We start from the raw sequence: 12,341 nt of genomic DNA, 5'->3' as shown, positions 1-12,341 counted from the left end.
GACGGTTGTGGTACGCTTGACGGATGAGCGATTCGAGCCGTATCGACCGGACTGACGAGACCTTCCGCACATCGCGCCTTATGACCGGCGCCCAGGCGGCCGCCTATCTGGGCATCACCACCGTGACGCTTGCGAAATGGGTGGCCGCCGGCATCGTGCCGCCGCCGCTACCGGGAACACGGCGATGGGATCGCAAAGCGATCGACCTTGCGCTGGACAAGGCGTCGGGGATCGCTGTGCCACCTTCGATCACGTCTGAAGAAGACGAGTATACCAAGTGGAAACAGGGCTATGAGGCACGCAACAGTGCTGCTGAGCAAGAATGGCTGCGAAACTATGAGGCACGAAAGGCGGCCCGCAAGCCGCCTCGCACGTGACGTTCCGAGCCTTATTGCGGCTCGGGCAGCTTGACGCCGTGCTCTTTGGCGAGGGCTTCGAAGGCGAGGCGCAAACGCTCCAACGTCTTCTGCGCGTCGACCACATCTTGAGCCATGGCCATGATTGCATGTGTCGTGAATTCTTCCTTGGTCGTCACCCGAGTTCCTCCTGCCGCTGGAATTAACGATAAATCAACATACCAAGTGCATAGATATTTTCAATAGTAATTTGTACCGTTAAAATACGGCATGACCAAAATGGCGACATCCGGTGATCTTGCAAAAAGGCTATCTGAGCTGCTCGGCGCGCCGTTTTCGACCGTCGACCTGTACGGGCGCCATTTGCGCGCGGCAGACCTGTTGAGCACCAAGGGTCACGGCCGCGGCGCCGCCGAAATGACGGCCCGTGATGCGGCTACCTGGCTAACCTCCCTTGTAGTGGACCACGAGCGGGGAGGCGATTTCATCCGCGAAGTTAAGCGCGCGCTCGACCTTCCGATGCACGAATTTCTGATCAATCCGACGGGATACGCGGACGATCTGGCACACAGGACTGCGAAAACAGCCGGCCACGGGCTCGCGCTGTTCATCGGCGATATGTTGGTGCCGCGAATTCGAGAACGCCTGGAGCGAGGCGACGACATCGTTACCGCAAACTTCGATGCCGACGGCGTGTTCGTCAGCTTGTCGATCCTTGAATCCGCGCAAGGGGAGGTCTCAAGATTCATCGATACGACCTACCAGCGCGGTGAACGAAAGCGGCGCGACGTCGAACGGCTGACCGTCGTCAACGGGCGCGTCTTGCTGGAAATCGCGAAATTGCTGGAAGCGCCAGCGTAACGAAACGGCCCGACTCGTTGGCGCGAGTCAGGCCGGAATGTCTCGTCAGAACAGCTTGGCGGCGTTCTCCGTAGCACATTTCGGCGGATTTTCAAGCGTCATCGCGTCGGGCTCCATTGTGAGGAGTACCGTCTGTGCTTGCGAACTATCTGCCTCATACCGCCGATATCGATGGTCGATGGCTGATTTTTTACGACCGCGATTTTGCCCTTGGGCGTGTCGAGTTGCACGAAGATCAAGAGCCCGATGAGACGATTTGGCCTGACGGCGGGGCACCTATCCTTGTAAGGCGACCGGGAACGGAGAATGCTGTCGAGCTTTTTCCCGACGATTGGGAAGGCGGCGAGCGCATGTTCGTCCGGTTGAAGCCCGAGACACTGCGGATCTTCGAACGCGGTGTCATGCCCGATCGCGGATCCGAACATCTCTGGTTCGATCGAGAAGAGAACCTTCAGTTCATCTTAGACGACCTTCCGGCGCTCAAAATGGAAGCCGAGCGCCGAGCTTATGTCGATGCTGTCGCACGGTGGAATCGACATCCCGCACAGGAGGACGACAATCAGGAGCTACCGCCATTCCCGATCTTCGAGCCTGCACGCGTCGAATATGACGCCTGGCGGGCGGCGCTTGCGGACAGGCGCGAATGGCCCGTCGTTGAGAAGTTGGCGACAGCGTATTGGAGCAAAACCCCCGTGACCGAGCCCGAAAAGAAATGCACCGACGAAGTTCGCCGACAGGAACTGTTTGGGCCGCCGGCAAATGCCTTGGTCGGCCAAACATCGCTGACCATAGCCGGCCTAGCTGCGCGACCGATCGATGATTTCAACGAAGGGTGGCATTCAGTGGAGCGATGGCCGGACGAGGCACCCCAACTACCGGCGAAGGTCGAGGAAAGTTATCCGGCAATTTTCCATCAACTCAATTCTGCCATTCGGCGCATTGTGACTATGGCGCAGAAACCGCGGACCTTTCGCGCCGACCGGGTGGCTCACATCCTCGCCATACTGGCGCAAGTGCACGGGGACACCAACAAAGAACTCATCGATGTGATTCGTGAGAACCAGTGCGCGCTTCCGGATAGCGCCCTGGTTAGGGCTCACAAGCACTTCGAAGAAAAGATCGTATGGGAAGTGCAGGATAAAAATCGCGGCTCCTATTTCGTTGCCAGTGGCAGCAAGCCTGACCCTGTCAGCTTCGATAATGTTCGCGTGTTTCTTCATTTGCGCGGTGTTGATCTCCGGTTCGATGAGTTCACGAACTCGATCGAGGCCAGCGAAAGTCCCGGCTGGGAACGATGGCGGAAGGCAGGCGAGGAGTATCGCAAGGCTCTCTGGCTCGACACGCACACCAGCGCCCACAACTTCAATTGCTCGTGGGACTTCTTCAGGGCGAGCGTGGACCGCATCGCACGCGAAGAAAGCTACGACTCGTTGCGCGATACTATCGACGCGTTGAAGTGGGATGGCGTCAAACGGCTCGACAACTGGCTGTCGAAGGCTGTCGGTTGTTCGGACGACGCCTACCACCGCGCCGTCGGCGCGAACCTCATCGGCGGACTGGTCAAGCGGGCGCGCGAACCCGGCGCGAAGCACGATGAAACTGTGATTTTCATATCGGAAGAGGGCCGGGCCAAGTCCACCCTGTGCAAGGCTCTCGCACTGCGACCGGAATGGTTCATCGACTCGGTAGAGCTGGGCGGCCGCCCGCAAGACGTCATTCCACAGCTCAAGGGCAAGCAGATAATCGAGTTGGCGGAACTCGCTGGCATGTCGAAAACCGAGACGACCCGGCTCAAAGCGTTCATGTCGCGGGAAAACGACAACGCGACCTTGAAGTGGAAGGAAGAGGCGAGTGACCACCTGCGCCGGCATATCTTCATCGCGACAACCAATGAGGACACGCCCTTGCTGTCGCAGACCGGCAATCGCCGATGGCTGCCGGTGCATGTCGCGGACAAGATCGACATTGAATGGGTGCGTGAGAACGTCGGACAGCTCTACGCGGAAGCTGCTGAATGGCATGCGGCGGGTGAGGATTTCAGGATCCCGGAAGCGCTTTGGGCAATTGCCGGAAAGCATCAGGACGCAGCGCGGGAGCGCACTGGCGCCGAGGACGTGCTAGCGTTCACGTTCGGCGACGTCAGGGACTGCTACGTGACCGCGGCCGATGTTCAGAGGTTCGCGTCGGAGCGCAGATTGCCGCTGAAGGACGTCCGCGCGGCATTCAAGGGACTCGGGTTCGTCACCGTTGCGCATCGCGAAGGCGACGACGTTCGAAAGGTTTGGCGGCGTGGCGGTCCTGCGGCGGTTCGCTTTAAGGCAGAGACGTTCGTCAATCGACCGTGTGAACTGGTGGTGGATAGATTTGTAACCGGCGCCGACATGGCTGCGGTTACAGCGCTTGCGCCGTGTCCCGTTGACTTGCCGCCGATGCCGAGCCCGCGCGGCTGAGTGTAACCGTTGCTGTAACCGTCGCCCATCTGGCGGTTACAAGGATTCTCTAACGATCTCAGCGTTCTGCAAGACTGTAACCGTTGTAACTGTAATATCTTCTAATCGGAGAAGAGGAATAGGGAATATGGGCTTGTGTATGGTCCCTAGGTCCCGTGGGAAAACAGCGGTTACGCGGTAACACGGTTACATGCATTGGAAATGGTCGACATGATTATCAATCCGCGCCGGTTCGTCGGCCTTGTCGCAGCCAGGTTTCCTTTGGTCTTGTGATAATTGATCATGGGGTCGCATTTGCAATGGCTTGGGTTTGCTTGCGTTTCTGAGTTTTAGCGGAAGATTCACTTTCGTGGGCCACCTTGGGGCCATATGACGCAATTCGCGTCGGATTTTCGCAGATGAAAACGGGACCTAAATGCACCGTCTGCGCTCATGATGAGCGTTGGCGGATAGAACTGTTGCGTGCAGGTGGCGCTTCGCTCGACAGCTTGGCTGCCAAGTTCGGCTTGTCGAAGGACGCGATTGGACGCCACTGGCACAACCACGTCAGCGACGAAATCAAAGCGTCCTATCTGGTCGGGCCAGCGCAGCTCGCCGACCTGGCCGCGAAAGCAGCGGACGAAGGCGCCTCCGTGCTCGATCACTTCCGAGCGGTCCGCACCATGCTCATGAGCCAGCTTGCGGCTACCACCGAAGCCGGCGACGCACGTGGCGCAGCCATCGTGGCCGGCCAACTCGTCAGTGTGCTGGAGAAGATCGGGAAGGTAACCGGCGAGATTGCCACGATCGCGCAGGGCACCATCAACATTCAGAACAACGTGGCGATCGTGAACAGCCCGCAGTTCGCCAGGGTGCAGGCGGCCATCCTGCGTGCCTTGGCGCCCCATAGCGCGGCGCGCGCGGCCGTGGTGGAGGCATTGCGCGAGTTGGACGCGGAGACAGTGACCGATGCCGCAGGGTCGGGCAGGGCGCCCATTGTGATCGACGCCGTGCCGCTACTGCCCCCGTGTCCCGTATCGCTCCCGGAGACCGCCCCATGACCAGTATCGCCGCGGCGCTCGCGAATACCCTGGCCGACGGCGGATGGCGCGCCAAGGCTCGACCAAGCCAGCTTCCTCCCGACGGCGACTGGCTCGGCTGGCTCGCAATGGCGGGCCGTGGGTGGGGCAAGACGTTCACCGGCTCTGGGTGGGTGAACGAATTGGTCGAGACCGGTACCGCCGGCCGGATCGCCCTGGTCGCGCCCACGGCCGCCGACGCTCGCGACACGATGGTGGAGGGACAGAGCGGCTTGCTGCGGATGGCGCCGCCGTGGAATAGGCCAATCTATGAGCCGTCCAAGCGCCGCCTGACGTGGCCTAATGGCGCCATCGCGACCACGTTCTCCAGCGAAGAAGCCGACCGCCTGCGCGGTCCGGAGCATGATGCCGCCTGGGCGGATGAATTGGCGGCTTGGACGGATCCACAAGCGACTTGGGATATGCTGATGTTCGGGCTTCGGCTCGGTAGGCACCCGCGCTGGCTTGCGACCACAACGCCGCGGCCGATCAAACTGCTCAAAGAGCTATTGGCTCGCGAGGGTAGGGACGTCGTGGTCACCCGCGGGTCCACCTTCGAGAACGAGGCGAATTTGGCGGCTACCTTCCTGGCCGCGGTGCGCCAGCGTTACGAGGGAACGCGGCTCGGCCGCCAGGAATTGAACGCCGAGTTGCTGAGCGACATGCCTGGCGCGCTTTGGCAACTTGACTGGCTCGATCGTGATCGCGTCTCTGTGGCGCCCAAGGAATTGCGGCGTATCGTCGTGGCGATCGATCCGGCTGTCTCGAATAACGAAGGCTCGGACGAAACCGGCATCATTGTTGCCGGCGTCACACGGGACGACCACGTTTACGTGCTGGAGGATTTGTCCGGCCGGTACGCACCCCACGAATGGGCTGCAAAGGCGATCGATGCCTATCGCCGCCAAAAGGCGGACCGCATCCTGGCCGAAGTGAACAACGGCGGCGCGATGGTTGAGGCGACAATCCGTGCGATCGACTCGCGAGTGAGCTTCAAGGCCGTGCATGCGAGCCGAGGCAAGGTGGTGCGCGCCGAGCCGATCGCGGCGCTGTACGAGCAGCGCAAGGTGCACCACGTCGGCAATTTTGCGGTGCTCGAAGATCAGATGTGCTCGTTCACCAGCGACTTTGACAGAGCGAAGGTCGGCTACTCGCCGGATCGCGTCGATGCTCTTGTTTGGGCGCTAACGGAGTTGAGCGGTTCGCAGCACACGAGCAGTTCGTGGGAGCTGCGGATTTAGCTAACGAGGTGGGTTGAGAAGTTCATCGAACAACTTTCCCCATTTCTCGATCGTCGTTTCGTCGAAGGAAAACGAAGGAGTCAATGCCTTTCGCTTCGCTTCTCGCGCTATGTCAACTTTCCAACCTTCGTAGAGTTCGACGTTTTGCGACTTTGCCCACGCTTCGATTTGCGGGACAATCGGTTTTCCTAATTCGACAACATCGCTGAACGGAACGTCAGCGCGACGCCCCCATCGGTCAATGACGCTAGTCAGAAAATCGACAGGGAATAGATCTTCGATTTCCGAGTCGGCAAATCCAACATATTTATCCGTTGTTAGAATTTTTTCTTTTTCTCCCTGATAGAGTCCATTTTTCAGGTCTCTGGCCATTTTTTGTCCGGCCGCGTCGCCGTCGAGCAACATCACCGGCAACACTTCATCTTTTCCACTTAGAATGCTGGCCACGACTTTCGCATTATTCGCGCCATGAGACGGTGGGAAAACAAGCTCTCGTGACGGGTTGATGCGCTTTGCACCGATGAGCGCGATCTTGATAGTGGCCAGATAGTGTTGATCCGAAGGTCCTTCGACAACGACAGGATGGCAACCATACAATAAGCTCTCTGCAACGTTCATATTGAGCGCCGAATAAATTGCGTACGTCGCACCAGATTTTCTCGGATCCTCAAATCCGGTTCGCAAATCTGGAGATGCTTTGGTCGAGCCGTCCTCGGACACGTATACTTTGCGTACGCGATCGAGCATGTCGGCATCTACTAAGAAGGGAGAGTGCGTTGTGTAGATGATCTGATTGGTCGACGCGAGATTCTCAAAAAAAGCCGATAGGTCTCGTTGCGCCAAGGGATGCAGGGATAGCCCTGGTTCATCCAATAGCAGCACGGCATTCTTATGCTCACCTGTGCTCTCGACCAAAAATACCAGATAGAAGCTCAGGAACCATTGCAGACCACTGCTCCGATCTTCCAATTCAACTTTTTCGGGACGCCGTTTGTCACTAACCCAAATGCGGAAATGATCACCGTCAGCATCGAACTCGAAAGTATAGTCACCTTGCTTCCACCAGTTTCGGAAGCTTTTCGTTAGCTGCGTGCCTGCCGAGTTCAACAGGATTGTGCGTTCCCGCTTTTTCGTCGCGATCGCAGCGATTTCGTCGGCGGTAGGAGCGCGGCCGGCCGTCTGTGGAAAGTCCTTTCCTAACTCGAGAATTTCTTCGGCACTGAGTTGTACGAAGCTGAACAGAACTCGCAGTGTTCGTGCCTTCGCCGCTTCCCGCGCGCCAAGATCAGTGCGCTTTAGATTTTCTACGACGTGAGGCAGATAAATTTCGGAGTCTAAATTTCCGTAATTCGAATAGAAGACGAATTTGGGAAGGTTCTTTAGAATCAGATCGCGAACGCCTTCGATGGTGTTCGGCTCCGGTACTCTAAGGCGAGATTCCATCGATGCCAGCGTTTCCAGAAGCAGCTTGAATCGCGGTACGATTGAACTTGTCGGTGCCGCGCTTTCTGGAACAATGGAACTTAATTGACTGCTTAGTGAAGCAATATGATCGGCCGTATTCTTGGCGTCGTCGCTCGCGTTAGCACTCGCATTGACGACCGCCTCCAGCAGCTTTTCCTTGAGGTTGCCCTCCTTGGCGAGTTGACTGATCGCTGAGATTTCGGAATGAGCGGTGGCTAAAGCTCCCTGCAGTTCAGCGGCCAAGATCGTTTTTTCGGCTCGGAAGTTTGGGAAACCAATCCAGATGTAGTTGGCAAAATTCTTGGCGACCAACACCGTATTGACAGACGAGGCGTTCAGGCCGGTGAGTCGCGCGATTTCTGTGGTCAAGGAATCGTCGAGCGCGAAATGTGCGTGGATGAAAAAGAAGCGACTAGGCTCGGCCTTAACCGCCGCATAGTTGCCTTTCGGGTAGTCCGACGTCGGTTTGATTTCACCTTCACGCGCTGGATTGAGCTTCCAGAGCGGAAGCAACAGGTTGGTTTTTCCAGATTCGTTCACGCCAATGAGCGATGTAACCTGTTCTGCCTCAATCCATCCGCTATCGACCACAGAACGGAAATTTTCGACTCTAAATTTCAATAGACGCATAAGTCATGCCCCGTACAACCGGCGCAGCTAATCGCAACCCTTGAGCGCAAACAAGCGTGACTAAGGGTGAATACACAGTCCTCACAAAGAAATTTCGATGTGGCCCTGTATGTGGCCCCACCAACAAGCGCCGCTTGGAAATACGAGCTAAGCACTTGATTTTGTTGGTGAGCGCGGAGGGACTCGAACCCTCGACCCCATGATTAAAAGTCACGTGCTCTACCGCCTGAGCTACGCGCTCACTCACCTGAACATTAGATCCGGACGCCAGCGGTGAACCGCTCCGGATCGTGCTCCAGCCCGCGCTGTGTAGGGGGCAGGGCCCATCGGGTCAATAGCCGACGGGCGCTCAATTGTGCACCGACGCGCCGGATTTGCCGTTCCGGCGCCTGCGGTTAGGGCCGTTTCTTGAAGTCGGCCAAATCCGGCGCTAGTTGTCGCGGCGGATTTCCGAGCCGACCGGCTGCGACGGGGCGGCGACCGAGGGCAGGCTGACCGGGCGCAACCCGATCAGTTCCGCGGTGCGGATCGCGCTGTTGCGCCAGAATGCGAACTCGTTGATCCGCGAATTCTCCAGGATTGCGATGGAGACCGCCGCCAGGAATGGCAGGCTCTGCAACACCAGGACGCCGGCGAAGATGTAGATCTCGCGCACCTGCTTGTAGCCGTTGGTGACGACAAGCACGACGGCGCCGATCAGCAGCAACACGCCGATCACGGCTTCCCAGAACGCCTGGAACTCGATCGACATCCGCGACAGGCCGCCCTTGGAGGTGCGGGCGAACGCAAGATGCTCGGTGATCAGGCCCTGCGCCACCGCGCGCGACACCGTCCACTGCACGCTCATCGCCGCGATCATGGCCCCTAACATCTGGCCTGCCTTGATGTTCACGCGCAGCCGGTAGAGCGCGACGAAATGCACCAGCGAGACGATGAAGGAGGCGATGATCGGCAGCGTCAGAATCTTGTCGGGGATCGCGATGTCGGCGAAGGCGACGATCGGCACCCAGATCAGATTGAGGATCGCAACCACGACACCGAGGCTTTCGGCGCCGAGCCAGTTGAGCCAGCCCAGCGAGAACTCGCGGCGCTGATCGGGCGTCAGCCGGCTGGCGCCGGGCAGGAAGCGCCGCCAGTGCTTCTTGACGATCTGGAAGCCGCCATAGGCCCAGCGATGGCGCTGCTTCTTGAAGGCCTCGTAGGTGTCGGGCAGCAGGCCTTCGCCGTAACGCACATTGGTGTAGTGCGTGAGCCAGCCCTGCTGCTGGATCGAGAGGCCGAGATCGGTGTCCTCGCAGATCGTGTCAGAGGACCAGCCGCCGGCCTTGTCCATCGCGGCGCGGCGGATCAGGCACATCGTGCCGTGCACGATGATGGCGTTGAACTCGTTGCGCTGGACCATGCCGATGTCGAAGAACCCGGCATATTCGCCGTTCATGATGTAGTGCATCAGCGAGCGATCGCCGTCGCGATGCTCCTGCGGCGCCTGCACGAGGCCGACGCGCGGATCGGCGAATGCCGGCACGAGATCCTTCAGCCAGTCCGGATGCACGACGTAGTCGGCATCGATGATGCCGATGATCTCGGCATCCGCCGCGGTGCGGTCCATCGCGATGCGCAGCGCACCGGCCTTGAAGCCCTGCACCTTCTCGGCATTGATGAACTTGAAGCGCTCGCCGAGCAGCCGGCAGTGATCCTGGATCGGCCGCCAGAAGTCGGGATCGGGCGTGTTGTTGATGATGCAGACGCACTCGAAGTTCGGATAGTCGAGCCGCGACACCGCATCTAGCGTCTGCTTCAGCATCTCGACCGGCTCGAAATAGGCCGGGATGTGGATCGAGACCTTCGGAAACTTGACGTTCTCGCCGATCGTGGCGGGCGCGAGCGGCGCGCTCTTGCCGATCAGCCGGCGCGGGCCGCGGCCGAACGCCACCGCCGCGATCTCCTCGATCCGCGCCATCGCGATCAGCACCAGCGGAACCAGCAGCACCAGGCCGAGGCTGAGCGCGAAGGCCGAGCCCCAGACGAAATAGTGCGTCGTCCAGTACGAGAACACGGTCGCGACCCAGGCGCCGACGCCGTTGGCGGCCGCCGACAAGAGCAGCGCCTGCATCACGGTCGGCTGGTCCAGCCGCAGGATCGGCAGCGACATGAACAGGCCGACCAGGACGGCGACCAGCGCGATCTTCCAGTAGTTCGGATCGGTGACCGGACCGGTCCAGGCGAACTTTGGCTCGCGGTCGGCATTGAGGATGCCCCAGTAGGGTCCGACGCCGCCTTCGAAGAACTTCCAGGGCTGATCGATCGCCTCGACGATGTTGTAGTCCATGCCGATGGCTTCGGCGCGGGTGACGAAGTTGCGCAGCACGGTGGCCTGCTGGAACGGGCCGGGAACGGCGCTGCGCAGATTGTAGCCCTGGCTCGGCCAGCCGAATTCGGCAATCAGGATGCGTTTGCCGGGGAAGGAGTCGCGCAACAAATTGTAGCGGTCGACCGCCTGGTCCACCGCCTGCTTGTCGGTGAAGTTTTCCCAGTAGGGCAGCACGTGCGCGGCGACGAAGTCGGACGAGTTGGCGAGCTGCGGATGGTCGCGCCAGATGTTCCAGATTTCACCGGTCGTGACGGGGACGTTGACCGACTTCTTGACCCGCTGGATCACCTTGATCAGCCGGTGCACGTTGTTTTCGGCGACTGCCCACTTGATCGCTTCAGCGCGCTTGCTCAAGCCGCTGCTGCCGTTTTCATCCGGCTGCATTTCCGCGTCGTGAAGACGCTGCGCTTCCTCGCGAAGAATCCTCTCGGACTCCTCGGGCGGCACGCCGATCTCCGGAACCGAGCCGAGGTTTTCCAGCGGCACCTGCTCGCCGCGGAACACGGTTTCGTTGCCGACTACAATGCCGATGACGTTGCTGTTGCGCTTGGCCAGGTTGATCGCGGCTTCGATCTCACGGTTGTTGCGGTTGGCGTCCTTGTCGATCCACGCGCCAACCGTGACCTTCATGCCGAACTCGGCGGCGACCGGCGGCACCAGCTCGTTGCCTTCCGTCGACGAATAGAGGCGGACCGCTTTGGTGAGCGTGGACAGTTTTCGCAGGTCGGTGCGCACCTTCTCGGTGTCGGCGGCAACGTCTGCGACGGTGTGGCCTGACTCGAACGGAGCGTAGGACAGGCTCGGCAGCGTGCCACGGAAATCGGGTGCCGACTGCTTCTCCTGGAAGAGACCCCACAGGGCGGCGTGGGCGGCGGTGACAAGCAACAGGACGGCGACGACGGCGCGCATCGCGGTTAAACCATACGGGGCCTGAGATTGAGGACTAAGCGAACCCGTCCCCTGGGTTCGACCAACACGACAGCGGAGGGAAAGATATCTCCGCCATCCGATTTAACAACTGGTGTGCCGCGATGGCGTTTTAAGGGCGCAAGCCGTTCCAGCCGCGAAAAAAATCGCGGCCGGACCCCGGTCGTGGGATATGGCTATTTCGACGCCGGCGCAGGTGACGCCGACGGGGTCGGTGCAGGCGAGGGCGAGGCTGCCGGTGCTGGTGCGGCGGTGCCGGCCGTCGCCGGCGCCGGGGTGGGAGCAGCGGCGGCGGCCGCGGCCTGGGGCTGCGCGCCCGGATTGATCCAGCAGGCGTGGATGCGGCCGTCGAGGCTGCCGCGGACCTTGTCGTCGATCTGGGCGCCGAACCGGGTCAGGCAGCGGAACGCCGCCTGGACGTGGCCGCCGGGGCAGCCGAACCGGTCGTAGAGGTCGAGATGGCGGAACGCGGTATCGAGGTCGTCGTTCCACATCAGGCGGACGACGCGGCGGCCGAGCCAGACGCATTCCGGGTTGCCGGCCGGGCCGTTGATGGCCTGCTGGGCCTCGACGAACTCCTCGACCTTGCGCTGGTTGGCTTCCCGTGCGGCATTTGCGTTGGCGTCGGGCTGTCCAGGCTGCTGTTTCGCCTGATCCGGCGGATTCGGCGTGCCGCTCTGGGCGAACGCGCCGCCGGCCCCAATGAGGAGCGCAAGGCCCGTGACAAGGCCCGTTACGGCAAGATGGCGCAAAGTAGTGTTCTTCAACTCAAGCAGCCGTCGACGCATGTATTCCCCGATAATGTTCCTGCCCCCGCGGGATCATCCTAACGGCTCGCGTGATGCCGTCCAAATAGGTCTCCAGTGCGGCGGAGACTCTGGCGAAATCTGATGACTGGAATTTGGTATTTTGTCCAGCAAACTCACAACTTTATCGACCCAGCGCAAAACTGTCGCAGGACAACCATGGTATTGACCTAATCC

9 protein-coding genes and 1 tRNA gene are annotated in these 12,341 nt (G+C 60.1%); 5 read left to right on the top strand and 5 right to left on the bottom strand.

Annotated features, from left to right (window positions below; translation table 11 throughout):
- Positions 1 to 23 precede the first annotated feature (23 nt).
- On the top strand, positions 24 to 377 hold the full coding sequence (locus J2R80_RS28980; RefSeq protein WP_253639830.1) for an AlpA family transcriptional regulator: 354 nt from the start codon (positions 24 to 26) through the stop codon (positions 375 to 377).
- A gap of 11 nt (positions 378 to 388) precedes the next feature.
- On the opposite strand, the gene J2R80_RS28975 is transcribed toward J2R80_RS28980, so the two are convergent.
- A complete protein-coding gene (locus J2R80_RS28975; RefSeq protein WP_253639829.1) occupies positions 389 to 535 on the bottom strand; it encodes a hypothetical protein in 147 nt (48 codons plus the stop codon).
- A gap of 91 nt (positions 536 to 626) precedes the next feature.
- Here J2R80_RS28975 and J2R80_RS28970 point away from each other — a divergent pair, with 91 nt between their 5' ends.
- From J2R80_RS28970 to J2R80_RS28955, 4 genes are all read left to right on the top strand, one after another.
- On the top strand, positions 627 to 1,217 hold the full coding sequence (locus J2R80_RS28970) for a hypothetical protein (RefSeq protein ID WP_253639828.1): 591 nt from the start codon (positions 627 to 629) through the stop codon (positions 1,215 to 1,217).
- Between the two features lie 134 nt (positions 1,218 to 1,351).
- A complete protein-coding gene (locus J2R80_RS43510; RefSeq protein WP_253639827.1) occupies positions 1,352 to 3,667 on the top strand; it encodes a virulence-associated E family protein in 2,316 nt (771 codons plus the stop codon).
- 398 nt (positions 3,668 to 4,065) lie between these two features.
- Positions 4,066 to 4,707, top strand: coding sequence for a hypothetical protein (locus J2R80_RS28960; RefSeq protein WP_253639826.1), 642 nt, complete (start codon positions 4,066 to 4,068; stop codon positions 4,705 to 4,707).
- Positions 4,704 to 5,966 (top strand): DNA-packaging protein, encoded by a 1,263-nt coding sequence (locus tag J2R80_RS28955; protein ID WP_253639825.1) that lies wholly within the window; start codon positions 4,704 to 4,706, stop codon positions 5,964 to 5,966. The genes J2R80_RS28960 and J2R80_RS28955 overlap by 4 nt, the downstream gene beginning before the upstream one ends.
- Here J2R80_RS28955 and J2R80_RS28950 read toward each other — a convergent pair whose 3' ends face one another.
- The 4 genes from J2R80_RS28950 to J2R80_RS28935 form a co-directional block, all read right to left on the bottom strand.
- Complete coding sequence (locus tag J2R80_RS28950; protein ID WP_253639824.1) at positions 5,967 to 8,060, bottom strand: AAA family ATPase; 2,094 nt, start codon at positions 8,058 to 8,060, stop codon at positions 5,967 to 5,969. It abuts the gene before it with no gap.
- 165 nt (positions 8,061 to 8,225) lie between these two features.
- Positions 8,226 to 8,301 (bottom strand) — tRNA-Lys (locus tag J2R80_RS28945).
- 189 nt (positions 8,302 to 8,490) lie between these two features.
- Entirely contained in the window at positions 8,491 to 11,340 is a 2,850-nt protein-coding gene (locus J2R80_RS28940) for a glycosyltransferase (RefSeq protein WP_076828919.1), read from the bottom strand.
- Positions 11,341 to 11,534: 194 nt separating this feature from the next.
- Positions 11,535 to 12,146 carry a hypothetical protein gene (locus J2R80_RS28935; RefSeq protein ID WP_057018479.1) on the bottom strand — a complete coding sequence of 204 codons (612 nt, stop codon included), beginning with the start codon at positions 12,144 to 12,146 and terminating at the stop codon, positions 11,535 to 11,537.
- Positions 12,147 to 12,341: the final 195 nt, after the last annotated feature.

Origin of the sequence: Bradyrhizobium sp. USDA 4541 (assembly GCF_024171085.1) — a bacterium.
GTDB classification, from domain to species: domain Bacteria; phylum Pseudomonadota; class Alphaproteobacteria; order Rhizobiales; family Xanthobacteraceae; genus Bradyrhizobium; species Bradyrhizobium australafricanum.
This window is presented reverse-complemented; position numbering and strand designations above follow the sequence as displayed.